At 71.2% G+C, this 13886-nt stretch carries 13 protein-coding genes; 7 read left to right on the forward strand and 6 right to left on the reverse strand.

Annotated features, from left to right (window positions below):
- Positions 1-80 precede the first annotated feature (80 nt).
- Positions 81-743, reverse strand: a complete 663-nt coding sequence (locus CP970_RS36770) for a uridine kinase family protein (RefSeq protein WP_055556128.1) — start codon at positions 741-743, stop codon at positions 81-83.
- 232 nt (positions 744-975) lie between these two features.
- Between CP970_RS36770 and CP970_RS36775 the strand changes: the two genes are divergently transcribed.
- From CP970_RS36775 to CP970_RS36790, 4 genes are all read left to right on the forward strand, one after another.
- A complete protein-coding gene (locus CP970_RS36775; RefSeq protein WP_224058909.1) occupies positions 976-2325 on the forward strand; it encodes a peptidase C39 family protein in 1350 nt (449 codons plus the stop codon).
- 136 nt (positions 2326-2461) lie between these two features.
- Positions 2462-3013, forward strand: coding sequence for a SigE family RNA polymerase sigma factor (locus CP970_RS36780; protein WP_055556132.1), 552 nt, complete (start codon positions 2462-2464; stop codon positions 3011-3013).
- The gene (locus tag CP970_RS36785) at positions 3010-4383 is read left to right on the forward strand and encodes an outer membrane protein assembly factor BamB family protein (RefSeq protein ID WP_055556134.1); all 1374 of its coding nucleotides are present in this window, start codon (positions 3010-3012) and stop codon (positions 4381-4383) included. Before CP970_RS36780 ends, CP970_RS36785 begins: the two co-directional genes overlap by 4 nt.
- 708 nt (positions 4384-5091) lie before the next feature.
- On the forward strand, positions 5092-5739 hold the full coding sequence (locus CP970_RS36790; RefSeq protein ID WP_055552393.1) for a DUF6629 family protein: 648 nt from the start codon (positions 5092-5094) through the stop codon (positions 5737-5739).
- Between the two features lie 12 nt (positions 5740-5751).
- Here CP970_RS36790 and CP970_RS36795 read toward each other — a convergent pair whose 3' ends face one another.
- A complete protein-coding gene (locus tag CP970_RS36795; protein WP_191094994.1) occupies positions 5752-7251 on the reverse strand; it encodes a M1 family metallopeptidase in 1500 nt (499 codons plus the stop codon).
- A 199-nt stretch (positions 7252-7450) separates the two neighbouring features.
- On the opposite strand from CP970_RS36795, the gene CP970_RS36800 reads away from it, so the two are divergent.
- A complete protein-coding gene (locus CP970_RS36800; protein ID WP_107099042.1) occupies positions 7451-7597 on the forward strand; it encodes an SCO1431 family membrane protein in 147 nt (48 codons plus the stop codon).
- On the opposite strand, the gene CP970_RS36805 is transcribed toward CP970_RS36800, so the two are convergent.
- From CP970_RS36805 to CP970_RS36815, 3 genes are read right to left on the reverse strand one after another with little or no spacing between them, the layout of a single operon-like run.
- A complete protein-coding gene (locus CP970_RS36805) occupies positions 7575-8483 on the reverse strand; it encodes a hypothetical protein (RefSeq protein ID WP_055552395.1) in 909 nt (302 codons plus the stop codon). The two genes, CP970_RS36800 and CP970_RS36805, sit on opposite strands and share 23 nt — an antisense overlap.
- A gap of 38 nt (positions 8484-8521) precedes the next feature.
- A complete protein-coding gene (locus CP970_RS36810) occupies positions 8522-9505 on the reverse strand; it encodes a DUF6114 domain-containing protein (protein WP_398656433.1) in 984 nt (327 codons plus the stop codon).
- On the reverse strand, positions 9496-10110 hold the full coding sequence (locus CP970_RS36815) for a DUF6230 family protein (protein WP_055552398.1): 615 nt from the start codon (positions 10108-10110) through the stop codon (positions 9496-9498). The genes CP970_RS36810 and CP970_RS36815 overlap by 10 nt, the downstream gene beginning before the upstream one ends.
- 141 nt (positions 10111-10251) lie before the next feature.
- On the opposite strand from CP970_RS36815, the gene CP970_RS36820 reads away from it, so the two are divergent.
- The gene (locus tag CP970_RS36820; RefSeq protein ID WP_055552401.1) at positions 10252-10875 is read left to right on the forward strand and encodes a TetR/AcrR family transcriptional regulator; all 624 of its coding nucleotides are present in this window, start codon (positions 10252-10254) and stop codon (positions 10873-10875) included.
- 74 nt (positions 10876-10949) lie between these two features.
- Here CP970_RS36820 and CP970_RS36825 read toward each other — a convergent pair whose 3' ends face one another.
- Positions 10950-12194 carry a glycoside hydrolase family 18 protein gene (locus CP970_RS36825; protein ID WP_055552403.1) on the reverse strand — a complete coding sequence of 415 codons (1245 nt, stop codon included), beginning with the start codon at positions 12192-12194 and terminating at the stop codon, positions 10950-10952.
- Positions 12195-12564: 370 nt separating this feature from the next.
- On the opposite strand from CP970_RS36825, the gene CP970_RS36830 reads away from it, so the two are divergent.
- Positions 12565-13737 carry an acyl-CoA dehydrogenase family protein gene (locus CP970_RS36830; protein ID WP_055552405.1) on the forward strand — a complete coding sequence of 391 codons (1173 nt, stop codon included), beginning with the start codon at positions 12565-12567 and terminating at the stop codon, positions 13735-13737.
- Positions 13738-13886 lie beyond the last annotated feature (149 nt).

A 13886-nucleotide genomic window follows, 5' to 3' on the forward strand; every position in this document is an offset into this window, starting at 1 on the left:
GCAGAGTTGGGGCACTCGCTGAAACTGATCTGGGCAAGTGGAAGCGCTTTTCCGGAGGTTCAGCGGACCGCCGATCGTTCTTAACTCTGTGTGACGACTTGGGTCCCGACTGGCGTCTCACTGGGGCCCTGGAGCAACTCGTATCCCTCCGGACTCTGTCGTACCAAAAAGTGCGCGAACGGCCGTGAAGGGTCCTCGGCGAAGTGCCGGCGTTCCGCGGGCTCCCATCCGTCCCAGAAGTCACTCTGGACCTGTCCGTCCCGCTGGCGTCCCCGCGCCCATGCCTCCTCCTGCGGCACGTCCATCCACAACAGCTGGGCGAGGAAGGGACGCAGCGCGGCGCGGCCCGCGCCGACCCCCTCGACGATCACCACGGGCGCGGGCGGCAGCACCCGGTCGGCGGGTCCGAAACGGCGTTCGGTCCAGTCGTAGACCGCGTAGTGCGCCGCCTCCCCGCGCGACAGCGGCCCGAGGACGGCACGGTGCAGCCGCTCCGTCCAGGCGAACAGGGCGTCGTGGCTCGCGATGTCGTCGAGCCGCAGCACGGGTACTCCTGCGAACACCCCGTCGAACGCGTCGGCGAGTCGGCGCGCGAACGTCGACTTCCCCGAGCCCGCGTGCCCGTCGATGGCGACGAGCCGGACGGGCCCGCAGGAGGGCGGCAGCCCTCGCAGGGCTTCGGCGAGGCGGGGGAGCGCGGTGCGCGGGTCCGGATGCGGACGCGAGTTCGGGTGCCTGGTCATCACCGGCAAGCGTACGACCGCGGAAGGATGTGTTCCGCGCGCCGCCGCAGGTCATGCCATTGGTAAAGGCCAATAATGATGCGCGCGGCAGTGCCCGAAGCGCTGGCAGAAGTCGGCGGGGACCGGCCATAGTTGGCCCACTTCCGTGCACCTGACCCGACCTTCCGGCGTCCCGCCGGAGACCACGTCGACTGGGGGTCCCTCCATGGACCGAGCAGACCGAGCAGATGACATGTCCCGCAGATCCGTGCTGGCCACGGCCGCCGCGGTAGCCGCCCTCGCGGCCACCGCGGGCCCCGCCCTGGCCGCCACGGGGTCCGCCGCCCGCCCGCCGCGCGCGGCCCGCCCGGTGGACAACCACTTCTGGACCTCGTACGAGGACTGGCGCACCGGCACCGCCGAGGGCACCGCCGTGGTCGCCGGGAGCCGTCCCGGCCTGCGCATCGCCACCGCCGCCGGCCGCACCGACTACACCGATCCGCACACCGGCACGACCGCCACCTGGGAGTACGCCAGGTGGACCTCGCCGACCCACCGCTCCACCGTGCCCGCGACGGAGGCCATCGCCTCCTGGAACGCGCGCACCCCGGCGGGCACCTGGCTCCAGGTGGAGCTGCGCGGCACCTACTCCGACAAGACGAAGACGCCTTGGTACGTGATGGGGCGCTGGACCTCGGGCGACGACATCGCGACCGACATCCGGCGGACCTCGGTCGACGACCAGACCGACGGAAAGTCCACCGTCTGGACGGACACGCTCTCCCTGAACGACACGACGGCGGCCCTGCGGATCGTCTCCTACCAGCTGCGCCTGACGCTCTACCGCAAGCCGGGCGCCACCGGGACCCCCACGGTCTGGCGGCTCGGCGCCATGGCCTCCGCGGTCCCCGACCGCTTCACGGTTCCCGCCTCCAAGCCGGGCCTGACCAAGGAACTGAAGGTTCCGCGCTACTCGCAGGAGATCCACGCCGGGCAGTACCCGGAGTACGACAACGGGGGCGAGGCCTGGTGCAGCCCCACCTCCTCGCAGATGATCATCGAGTACTGGGGCCGCAAACCCACCCCGGAGGACCTCGCCTGGGTCGACCCGACCTACGCCGACCCGCAGGTGTGCCACGCCGCCCGCTTCACCTTCGACTACCAGTACGAAGGCTGCGGCAACTGGCCGTTCAACGCCGCGTACGCCGCGACGTACAAGAACCTCCAGGGCGTCGTGACCCGCCTGGCGTCCCTCACGGAGCTGGAGTCGCTGATCGCCACGGGCATCCCGGCCATCACGTCCCAGTCCTTCCTCAAGGAGGAACTGACCGGCGCGGGCTACGGCACGGCGGGCCACCTGATGACGGTCATCGGCTTCACCGCGACCGGCGACGTGATCGCCAACGACCCCGCCTCACCGTCGAACCCGGCGGTGCGCCGCGTCTACAAGAGGCGTGAGTGGGAGAACATCTGGCTGCGCACCAAGCGCTACAACGCCTCGGGGAAGGTGGTCTCGGGCACGGGCGGGGTCTGTTACCTGTACTTCCCGACGACGCTTTCCGCGGCCCAGCGCAAGGCACTGGCGGCGGTCGGGATCCGCTGACGGAGCGACGGAGCGAAGCCCTCTGCCCTCGCGGGGAGAGGGCTTCCTCTCTGTCCGCCGAAGAAATCCGCGAAGGCAGACATAGATTGCCCGTGGTCCACGCGTCCTTGTGGTCGTCAGGAAACGGGAGGGTCACATGAACCCGCAGGACCACGAGAGATTCCGGGACTTCGTCGACGCCCGGTGGAGCGCCCTGCTCCGCCTTGCGAACCTGCTCACGGGCGGCGATCGCCACGAAGCCGAGGACCTTGTGCAGATCGCACTGCTGAAAGCGCTGGGCCGCTGGCGGCACGTCGAGGATCCGGAAGGCTACGTGCGCAAGGTGATGTACCGGCACCAGATCAGCCGCTGGCGGCTGCGCAGGCCGCACCGCGAGCCCACGTTCGCCGCGCCGCCCGAGGGCCACGGCGTCGCCGACGGCACGTCCGCCGCCGATCTGCGGATCACCGTGAGCCAGGCGCTTGCCCGGCTGACGCCGCGGCAGCGCACCGTACTGGTGCTGCGCTACTTCGAGGACCTGTCCGAGACGGAGGTCGCCGCCGCGCTCGGCTGCTCGGTGGGCACCGTACGCAGCACCACCCACCGGTCCCTGGCCCGGCTGCGTATCCTCGCGCCAGAGCTGGGTCTCCCCGGACCGACCGCCGCCACCGCCCCGCACGCCATGTCCCTGAAGGGAGCCCGCACATGAACCCCGACCAGCTGGACGACACCATCAGGGACGTCCTGAACGCCTGGACCCCCGAGAACCCCGCCGCTCCCGCGGGCATCGCCGAGCGCGTCGTACGCCGCCGCCGACGGCGCAACGTCGTCCGCGCGACGGGCACCGTGCTCGGCCTCGCGGGCGTCACCCTGGGCGCCGCCCTCACCACCGGTGCGCTCGGCGACGACGGGGCCTCGCGCCCGGCCGCACAGGTGAGCAAGGAGAGCAAGCTGCTCTGGCAGACCCAGCTGCCCGCCGAGTCCTGGGACGCCTGTGCCATCGGTACCGAGGACGGTGACGTGTACTGCCGGGGCGAGAAGTACGACGCCATCGGCGTGGACGGCCGCACCGGAAAGGTCGACTGGCGGCGGAAGGCCAAGGGCGGCCACAGCGGCAGCACCCCGGCGGGAACGTTCCCCGGTGCCAGGGACGGGGTGGTGTACACCTACGCCGATCACGATCCGGGGGCATCCACGGCGGGCACCGACCTCGTCGCCCTCGACGCCGGTACGCGGCGGGTGCTGTGGAAGCACGAACTGGCCGACGACAGCCGGGGCGGCACCTCCGCCGTCCTGTTCGACGGCGGTGTCCTCGCCAACACACCCTCCTTCAAGCGCGTGGCCGCGCTGGACGGCAGGACGGGCCGGACGCTGTGGACGTACAAGTGGACGCAGGCCGATTGCGACCGGGCCGTGATCGGCGGCGTCCCGTATCTGACGTGCTCCCCGGACAGCGAGAAGGCACCGCAGCGGAGCGCCGTCGTCCGCCTCGACCCGAAGACGGGCAGGCCGGAGCAGGTGGCCTCCGTCAAGGGGCCCACCATGAAGATCGGTACGGACGGGGACGCCGTGCTGCTGGCGGGTCCGGCCGACGGGAAGGCGCCCACCGGCGAGCCGGGCCCCGCCACCCTGATCCGCGTCGACACCGGATCCGGCAAGGTGACGCGCCACCGGATGGACCGGCTGGCCATGGGCACGGTCGCGGACGGCCGCATCCTGGGCGTCGGCAGGGACGGCAACGCCGTCGCGTACTCCGCCGACAACGGCAAGCGGCTGTGGTCGACGGCCGCGGGTCTCACGCTCCGCGAGGACCCGCGCGACTCCACGATGCGGGAACTGCCCTCCGCGGCCGCGGTGGACCTCACGAGCCGGGTGGCGTACTTCCTCGACCCGTCGGGCCACCTGGTGGGCCTCGACCTGGACAGCGGCGACGTGCGCTGGCGCGGCAAGGTCTCGTTGCCGAAGAGCCCGATGCGGGCCGGGATCGCACCCGAACTCATGAGCGAGGGCCGGAGCCTCGTCGGCCAGGCCGGCGGCGAACTCTTCAGGATCGAGCCGCGGCTGTCCGACGGGGGCTGACGGCCGGGCCGCCCTGGAGGCATGGCGGTGGTGAGCCCCGGTTGTCCCACGGGGGGATGACTGGTTCGTGTGGGCTCCGGTGGGGGATCGCGGAGCCCGCGCGGATCGTGTGGTGGGTCTGCGTCGGGGTGTCGGCATGGCGCCCCCGGATGTCCGGCGCAGCCCGAAGGCATACCGGCGGCGAGCCTCTGCGGGGGCGGGCCCCGGTTGTCCCACGGGGGGGATGACTGGTTCGTGTGGGCTCCGGTGGGGGATCGCGGAGCCCGCGCGGGCCGTGTGGTGGGTCTGCGTCGGGGCGTCGGTACGGCCCTCGGGTGTCCGGCGCAGCCCGGGAGACACTCCGGCGGCGAGCCTCTGGGGGCGGGCCCCGGTTGTCCCACGGGGGGATGACTGGTTCGTGTGGGCTCCGGTGGGGGATCGCGGAGCCCGCGCGGGCCGTGTGGTGGGTCTGCGCCGGGGCGTCGGTACGGCCCTCGGGTGTCCGGCGCGGCCCGGGAGGTACACCGGCGGCAGGCTTCTGCGGGGGCGGGCCCCGGCTGTGCCACGGGGGACGACCGGTCCGCGCGGGCTCCGGCCGGGGGTTCCCGGAGCCCGCGCGGGCCGTGTGGCGGGGCTGCGTCGGGGCGGTCGCATGGTCCCGCGCGTCCGGCCTAGTCCAAAGGCGCATCCGGCGGGCTCCCGCGCTGCCTCGCCCGTAGCGTTGCCGCCATGTGCTGGAGCGCTACCGCCGACCTCGTCGCGGGCGCGGGCATCACGGCGGTGGGGGTCGCCTCGGTGGCCCTGGCGGCCCGACGCCCCCGTGACCTGCCGCTGGCCGCGCTGCCCGTTCTTCTGGGGGTCCACCAGATCATCGAGGCCGCGGTCTGGCACCACGACGGCGGCACCGGGCCCGCCACGGTCGCCTGGGCCGTCATCGCGCTGCCGCTCCTGGCGCTGTGGGTACCGGCGGCCGTGCTGTGCGCCGCGCCGCCGGGGGCCCGCCGCCGTCTGCTCGTGCCTCTCGTGGTGGGCTGCGCGACGGCGGCCGCGCTCGCGCACGCGCTGGTGACCCGCACCGTGACCGCCGAGATCCGCGGGCACACGGTCGGGTACTCCCTGGGGCTGCCGCGGGCGGAGCTGGTCGTCGCGGGCTACCTCTTCGCCACCATCGGCTCCCTCCTCCTCTCCGACGACCGCGGCCTCGTCCTGTTCGGCGTCCTGGTCGCCGTCGGGGCCGCGGTGACCTTCGTGCTGTGGCGCCAGGAGTACATCTCGACGTGGTGCGCGTCCGCCGCGGTGTGCTCCGTGGTCCTGCTGCTGTGGGTCAAGCGGCGGCGCCCGGCCGCTCCCCGGCGGCCGGGCCCACGTACATCGTGAGGACGCCCCGCGTCACGTGGCAGGGTCCACCACCCAGTCCGGATGCCCCGGCATCGGCGGCGTCTTCGGGCCGTACAGCCACGGCCGCAGGAACCCATCGAGGTCCTGGCCCGCGACCTTCGACGCCAGGTCGATGAAGTCCTGGGTGCCCGCCGTGCGGCCCTTGAAGCCGCTGACCCACGCGCGTTCGATCTTCTGGAACGTGGCGTCGCCGACCTGCTCGCGCAGGGCGTAGAGGACCAGCGCGGAACCGTCGTACCGCATGCGCTTGAAGAGGTTCGGCTCGGTCGGCTCCGCGGGGGCGCCGTAGTCGCGGCGCCACTGGTCGTGCGCCTTGTAGGCGGCCTTCATGAGGGCCTCGAAGTTCTCGCCGCCGTGCTCCTCGGAGTACAGCCGGTCGTAGAAGCGGGCGTGCCCCTCGCTCACCCACAGGTCGGACCAGCTCTTGAGCGCCACGCTGTCGCCGAACCACTGGTGGGTCAGCTCGTGCACCATGTTCCGCTCGGCGTCGACCTTCGTGCCGAGGAGATCGGCCTTCGGGACGAGGGACAGCGTCTGCGTCTCCAGGGCGACACCGAGGTCGGTGTCGCCGACGAGGATGCCGTAGCGATTGAAGGGGTAGGGGCCGAGCCGCTCCTGGAGCCACTTCAGATGGTCGGGGGTGAGCCCTCGGTACGCGGCCGTCAGCTCGACCAGCGCGTCGGGGACGACGTCGCGCAGCGGCAGACCGCCGGGCCCCTGGCTCTCGACCACCTTGAACTTGCCGACGGCGAGCTGCACCAGCTGGGTCGAGAGCGGCTGCTCGGAGTCGTACGTCCAGCGGACGCGGCCGTCGGGGCGCTCGGCGCGCGAGACGAGCCTGCCGTTGGCGACGGCCGTGCGGTCGCCCGGGGTGGTGATCCGGAAGGTGATCGGCGCGCGCTGGCTCGGGTGGTCGCTCCCGGGGAAGATCAGCCGGGCGCCGTTGGGCTGCGGATAGACCACGGTGCCGTCGGGCGTGGGGATCCAGCCGTAGTCCTCGATCGCGTCGTCGCGGTGCCTGGTCTGCGTCGGGTCGGCGGTGTACACGACCTTGACGGTGAAGGAACTGCCCTTGGCCAGCGGGGACTTGGGGGTGACGGTCAGTTCGTCGCCGGAGCGCGACGTGTCGGCGGGCGCGCCGTTCACCGTCACGGAGCGCAGGGTGTTGCCGCCGAAGTCGAGGTTGAAGCGGGAGAGTGCCTGGGTGGCGTGCGCCTTGATCGTCGTCGTCGCCCCGAACGGGGTCTTCGGCGCCTGCCAGTCGAAGTCCAGGTAGTAGCGGTCGATCCGGTACCCGCCGTTCCCGTCGAGCGGAAACATCGGGTCGCCGAGGCCGGGCGCCCCGGGCGAGGGCTTCTGAACGGGTGATGAGGGTGCGGGTGAGGGTGCGGACGCGGCCTGCGAGACCGGTGCGGTGAGGGCGGCCGCCGCGGTGATCGCGGCCGCGAGGGCGAGCCGTGCTCTGCGGCGTGGTGTCCGGTACGTGCTCATCGGGAACCTCTCGGTCGGATGCTGCGCGGACGTGCGACGAGCCCTGCTCGTGTCACGACTTAGACGCACGGCACTCCGGCCGGGTTGTGGGTGACCAAGGTCTCTCCCTCGATCGGGTGTCCTGCTGGCAAGGTGGAGGGGTCCCAGTGGGGGGAAGCCACTGTCAGACGCACTGCCAGCCGAACGTCAGCGAGAAGACATGACCGCGACCTCTGCCACCGCCGTCCACGCCAAGGCCCGCACCGGCGGCCCCAAGGAAGACGGACCGAACGTCCTGGAGCACCTCGCGGGCTGGACCCTCGTCGTCGTCCTCGCGATGCTCGTCACGCAGGCCGGTCTGCTGTGAGCCCGTCCTCGTAGCCGCTGTCGTCGAGGCCCGCCCGCCAGTGCCGCCCCGGCACGCCCACCAGGCCGTACAGCCAGCGCACCGGCGAGCGCCCGTGCAGCAGCGTCACCCCCGCGAGCACCGCGAACAGCGGCAGGCCGAGCCAGCCGCCGAGCAGGCGGACGAGACCGCTGGCCAGGAGCGCGCCGACGAACGGCAGTCCGTAGACCCCTGCCCCCGCGATGGCGATGCCGAGGATCCTCGGCACCTTGCGGTCCTCGTCGGCGCCGGGCAGTGACCAGCCCTCCATCAGCCAGCCGATCTCGGTCATCAGCATGGTGCCGATGACGGCGGCGCCGAAGAGCAGCAGCGCGAGGAACGTGCCGGACGTCAAGAAGCCCAGCACGTGATTGACGACGCTGTCCTTCGGCCACTCGGCGAAGTCCTTCGCGCCGGGGGAGAGGAAGCGCTCGTAGCCGCTGCCGTCCCAGCCGTGCACCAGCGTGCCGAAGAGCAGGAAGTATCCGCCCACGCACTGCAGGTACGCCCAGTACCCCGCCCCCACGAGCACCAGGGCCTGCGCCACCAGGAACCCGATGATCGCGGCGACGGGGATCCCGCCCGCGTAGAACAGCACGAACCCCGCCCACACGCCCTCGTGCCCCGACGCGACGTGCATGGTCGCCCATGCGGGGTTCTGCCACAGCAGGAAGAGGCCCGTCGGGACCATCAGGACGGCGGCGAAGAGCGCGGTGAGCGCGAGGTACGGGTTGGCGGCCCGGCTGCGCGTGCGCGGCCCCTCGCCCGCGTTGATCCGCTCCCACACCTGCAGCTGACGCCCCGCGGAGAGCGCGAACGTCGCGCCGATCGCGTACGCCCAGAAGAGCTCGGCCTGAATCTGGATCACGCCGAGCCCCTCATGTCGAGTCCCTCATACCGAGCCCCTCATGCCGAAGCCTTCAGAGTCAGACCACCCGCCACGATCAAGTCCGATGTGACCAGAGCCTGTTCGGCGCTGACGTCCGTCATGAAGACGAACGGCGGCACGACGGGCGGCACCGGCAGCTTGTCGGGCGTGAAGGTCAGACAGAGGATGCCTTCGAGGCACCCCTTGAACTTGGTGAGGTACAGCGTGACGTCGCCGCTCAGCTCCAAGGTGTCGGCGCCCAGGGCGAGTTCCTCCTTGCCGTCGCGCGTCGTCAGCTTGTAGTCCGTGAGTGAGGCGGCCTTCATCCGCAGCACCATGACCTTCAACGGCCCGTCCGCGGTGGGGATCTCGCGCACGCCCGCAAGCAGGAAGCCCTGTGGCGCGAAGAGCGTCGTGGTCACGGTCGGCGGCACCCGCGGCGCCACGACCTCCGCGCCCGAGGGCGGCGCGGCCTTCGCCGGGTTCCCGTTCATGATCCCGGCGACGATCAGTACGGGAAGGAGTACGGCCAGGGTCCGCGTGCCCTGCCCGTCCCGCACCTTGGGCCGGTCCGGATCCTCCTCCGTGCCCTCGGGCACGGGACTCCAGCCGAACGCCATGGCGCTGCCCGCGATGCCGAGGAGCATGCCGACCAGGAAGCCGCCGAGATTGGTGGCCGCGAAGGAAAGCACCGACAGGATCAGGGCGTTGACGCTCACGTAGTGATGGGTGTGCGGCAGCAGCCACAGGAAGAGCCCGGCCACGACAAGGGCGATGCCGATGCCGAGCGCCGCGATCCCGCCGAGCCCCAGGCTGACCAGGACGGTCAGCGGCGACAGCGGTACGAGCAGGAGTTCGGCGCCGCCCAGGATCAGCAGCAGGCCGCCCCAGAACGGCCGGGTGCGCCGCCATCCGCGCAGCACCCGGCGTTGCTCGGGCCACGGCAGGCGCCGGTCGAGCCAGCCGCCGCCGTCCCGCCGGAACGGCCTGACACCGGCTCTGCCGCCACCGGTCAGAAGCACTTCTTGCCGCCGATGCTGACATCGACCCTCATGCCCTTGAGCCGGAAGTTCCCGCCGGTCGCCGACCAGGCGTGTGACTTCACCCCGGCGACCTCGATGTCCCCGGCCTGCAGCCCGAACTTGCCGCGCTCGCCCTTGATTCCGGGCACCTCGTCGAGGGTGGAGGCGTCCCTGCCGATCTCCGCGGTGCCGAAGCGGGCGTCGCCCACCAGGTCCTCCCCGTCGATGACGAGGTTGCTCGCGGTGACCTTTCCCGCGTCGCCGCCCGCGGTCAGCTTGAACACCACGGTGCCGACGGGCGTCTTGACCTCGGCCGCCTGGCAGATGTCGGAGAGCGTGGCGTCGCCGATCCCGAGGAGCGCCACCGGGTGCCCCTTGCCGTCGACGTCCCGGTCGGTCTGTACGTACGAGGACAGGCCCTGGCTGGTCAGCTTGCCCGACGACACCTGGAAACTCGTCCCGGAGACGGCGAAGGACGCGGCGAGCGCGCCCTCGGCCATCACATTGGCCATGACCCCGACGGCCAGCACGGCGGGCAGCGCCACCACGGCCGTCTTCTTCCAGTTGGTTCTGCCCTCGCGTAACGCGTTGCGTGCTGCGCTCACTGTCTTCCTCCCGTACGTCGTGCTGGGTGCGTAAGCGTGCGTAAGGGGAGTGCGTGAAGCGCCGTCGGGAGCCGAACCGGCAGGTGGCACGGTTCTGCCATACTGCGGACATCCCGAGGCAGTTGGAGACTAGGGCCGAAATTGAATAATAGTCAACAGCGCGGCACCGACCGCTCCGCGGCACGCCGCGCCGAACTCATCGCCATCGGCCGGAAGTTGTTCGCCGACACGTCCTACGACGCCCTGTCGATGGACGACATCGCGAAGCAGGCGGGCGTCGCCAAAGGGCTGATCTACTACTACTTCAAGTCCAAGCGCGGCTATTACCTCGCGATCATCGAGGACTCCGTCGCCGATCTCGTCGCGCGCGCCGGACGCCATGACGACCTGCCGCCCGTGGACCGCGTGCACCGCACCATCGACGGCTACCTGCGCTACGCCGAGCACCACCAGGCCGCGTACCGCACGATCATCAGCGGCGGCGTCGGCTTCGACGCGGAGGTGCACGCCATACGGGACGGGGTGCGCGAGGCGATGATCGGCGCGATCGCCGAAGGGGCGTACGGCCGCACGGACATACCGCGCCTCGCGCGCACCGCGCTGCTCGGTTGGCTGTGCAGCGTCGAGGGCATCACGCTCGACTGGATCGGCCACCAGGGCCTGGCGCGCGAGACGGTCTGCGACCTCCTCGTGCGGACCCTCGGCGACACGCTGCGCGTGATCGAGGACTTCGAGCCGTCGTACCCCGCACCCGCCCGCCCGTGAGGGCTCACCAGGGCCCATGACGAAGGGGCGGGAGCCGCCGACCGGCTCCCGCCCCAACGTCCCTGCGCGATACGTCAGTTGATGGCCTTGATCAGCTCACCGTTGGACGTGTCGCCGCTGAGCTCCCAGAAGAACGTGCCGCCGAGTCCCTGCTGGTTCTTGTAGTCCATCTTCCCCGCGATGGTCGCCGGGGTGTCGTAGCTCCACCAGTTGTTCCCGCAGTGCGCGTACGCGGTCCCGCCGACCGTGCCGTTGGCCGGGCACTTGGTCTTGAGTTCCTTGTAGTCGTCGATGCCCTGCTCGTACTTGCCCGCCGCCGGGCCCGTCGCGGTGCCGCCGGGCTCCTTCTGCGTGACGCCCGTCCAGCCGCGGCCGTAGAAGCCGATGCCGAGCAGCAGCTTCTCGGCGGGAACGCCGAGGCCCTTCAGCTTCTTTATGGTGCCCTCGGAGTTCCAGGACTCCTTGGGGATGCCGCTGTAGGAGGTGAGCGGCGAGTGCGGGGCGGTCGGACCCTTCGCGTCCCAGGCGCCGAAGTAGTCGTACGTCATGGGGTTGTACCAGTCGACGTACTGCGCGGCGCCCGCGTAGTCGGCGGCGTCGATCTTGCCGCCGGTCTCGGCGTCCGCCGGGATCGCCGCGGTCACCAGGTTGTTCGCGCCGAACTTCGAACGCACGGCGGACATCAGGCTCTTGTACGCCTCGCGCCCGCTGGTGTCACAGGTCAGACCACAGGCGTTCGGGTACTCCCAGTCGATGTCGATGCCGTCGAAGACATCGGCCCACTTGGAGTTCTCGACCAGGTCGTAGCAGGACTGGGCGAACGCCGCCGGGTTCTTGGCGGCCTCGGTGAAGCCGCCCGACCAGGTCCAACCGCCGAAGGACCAGAGGACCTTGAGGTCGGGGTGCTTCTTCTTCAGCTTGCGCAGCTGGTTGAAGTTGCCGCGCAGGTCCTGGTCCCAGGTGTCGGCGACGCCGTCCACGGACTGGTCCGCGGTGTACGCCTTGTCGGTGGCCGCGTAGGCGTCGCCCATCGTGCACTTGCCGCCCTGGACGTTGCCGAAGGCGTAGTTGATGTGCGTGAGCTTGTCGGCGGAGCCGGAGGTGTCGACGTTCTTGACGTGGTAGTTCCGGTCGTAGACGCCCCATTCGGTGAAGTAGCCGACGACCTTGGAACCGGCGGCCGCCTTCGTGGGGGTGCCCTTGTCCTGCTCGGCGGCGGCGCTGCCCGCGCCGGCCAGCAGGCCCGCGCCGAGTACGGCGCAACAGGCGGTGGCGATGAGCGCCCGGAAGGAGGCGCGGGGGGTGTGCGGTCTGAGCATCGTGTCTCCTTGTGGGGGGAAACAGGGAGGGGGGAAGTGGTGCTGTGGACCTGCGTGTCGCGGCTGTGTCGCATCCATGCCGCGTCTTGGCATGAACGCGTTAAGACGTTCGGGGGAACAGTAGGAGGACTAGACCAGTGCGTCAATGGTTCGTACCAATCCCGCGGTCATCGTCGATCTTCGGCTATCTTTCGAGTAAGCGGTCGTTAACTAGTGACGGGGTGCCGTCGATCGGGCATACTCAACGCGCCAGAGCCGCTGGTCAGCCGCTTCCGTGACCCGGAAGGCGGCCCGGGCCCTGCATCGTTTCCCGGTGGCGCCGCCTCACCCACAGCGGAGCCCGCCGTAGCCCGACAGGGAGGAGAGCGTCATGCCCGACCACGCCCCGCAGCCGGTGGATCGTCAGCTGCCCACGGATGAGGCCAGGGATCTGCTCTCGCTCGTCCGGGACATCGTCCAGCGCGAGATCGCGCCGCGGGCCGCCGAGGAAGAGGAGGCCGGACGCTTCCCGCGCGAGGTCTTCACCCTGCTGTCCGAATCGGGCCTGCTCGGACTGCCGTACGCCGCCGAATTCGGCGGGGGTGACCAGCCCTACGAGGTCTACCTCCAGGTCCTCGAAGAGCTCGCGGCCGCCCGCCTGACCGTCGGCCTCGGCGTCAGCGTGCACTCCCTGTCCTGCCACGCGCTCGCCGGGTACGGCACCAAGGAACAGCGGGCCGAGCACCTGCCCGACATGCTCGGCGGCGGCCTCCTCGGCGCGTACTGCCTCTCCGAGCCCGCGTCGGGATCCGACGCCGCGTCCCTGCGCACCAAGGCCGTCCGCGAGGGCGACGACTGGGTCATCACCGGCACCAAGGCCTGGATCACGCACGGCGGCGTCGCCGACTTCTACACCGTCCTGGCCCGCACCGGCGGCGAGGGCGCCAGGGGCGTCACGGCCTTCCTGGTGCCGGGTGACGCCGATGGCCTGAACGCGGCGGTGCCCGAGAAGAAGATGGGCATGAAGGGCTCGCCCACCGCGCAGATCAACTTCGACGGCGTGCGCGTCTCCGGCTCCCGCCGCATCGGCGACGAGGGGCAGGGCTTCGCCATCGCGCTCTCCGCGCTCGACTCGGGGCGGCTCGGCATCGCGGCCTGCGCGATCGGGGTGGCCCAGGCGGCGCTCGACGAGGCGGTGTCGTACGCCACGGAGCGGCGGCAGTTCGGGCGGCCGATCGCGGACTTCCAGGGCCTTCGGTTCATGCTCGCGGACATGGCGACGCAGATCGAGGCGGGCCGGGCGCTGTACCTGGCCGCGGCCAGGCTGCGCGACGCGGGCAGGCCGTTCTCCAAGCAGGCGGCCATGGCGAAGCTCCTGTGCACGGACGCCGCGATGAAGGTGACCACCGACGCCGTACAGGTGCTCGGGGGCTACGGCTACACCGCGGACTTCCCCGTGGAGCGCTTCATGCGCGAGGCCAAGGTGCTGCAGATCGTCGAGGGCACCAATCAGATCCAGCGCATGGTCATCGCCCGTCACCTCGCGGGTCCCGACTCGCGCTGAACTGGCCGTGCCGCACCGGCGGCGCCGCGAGCCTGACCCACTCCGGATCCGGACGCCCCGGCAGGGTCCGGCCGCGGTCGGACCAGTGGCGGATCAGCGCGCGGTAGATCGGCGGGTCCGCGAGGTGCGGCTGTGCCTGTGGCTGCGGG

Source organism: Streptomyces kanamyceticus (assembly GCF_008704495.1).
Lineage (GTDB): Bacteria > Actinomycetota > Actinomycetes > Streptomycetales > Streptomycetaceae > Streptomyces > Streptomyces kanamyceticus.

Bases quoted from the DNA above. Each gene is read 5' to 3' on its own strand.
- CP970_RS36800 (WP_107099042.1), top strand. From the start codon at position 7,451: ATGACCGCGACCTCTGCCACCGCCGTCCACGCCAAGGCCCGCACCGGC.
- CP970_RS36780 (WP_055556132.1), top strand. From the start codon at position 2,462: ATGAACCCGCAGGACCACGAGAGATTCCGGGACTTCGTCGACGCCCGG.
- CP970_RS36770 (WP_055556128.1), bottom strand. From the start codon at position 743: ATGACCAGGCACCCGAACTCGCGTCCGCATCCGGACCCGCGCACCGCG.
- CP970_RS36825 (WP_055552403.1), bottom strand. From the start codon at position 12,194: ATGCTCAGACCGCACACCCCCCGCGCCTCCTTCCGGGCGCTCATCGCC.
- CP970_RS36795 (WP_191094994.1), bottom strand. From the start codon at position 7,251: ATGAGCACGTACCGGACACCACGCCGCAGAGCACGGCTCGCCCTCGCG.
- CP970_RS36775 (WP_224058909.1), top strand. From the start codon at position 976: ATGTCCCGCAGATCCGTGCTGGCCACGGCCGCCGCGGTAGCCGCCCTC.
- CP970_RS36785 (WP_055556134.1), top strand. From the start codon at position 3,010: ATGAACCCCGACCAGCTGGACGACACCATCAGGGACGTCCTGAACGCC.
- CP970_RS36790 (WP_055552393.1), top strand. From the start codon at position 5,092: ATGTGCTGGAGCGCTACCGCCGACCTCGTCGCGGGCGCGGGCATCACG.
- CP970_RS36830 (WP_055552405.1), top strand. From the start codon at position 12,565: ATGCCCGACCACGCCCCGCAGCCGGTGGATCGTCAGCTGCCCACGGAT.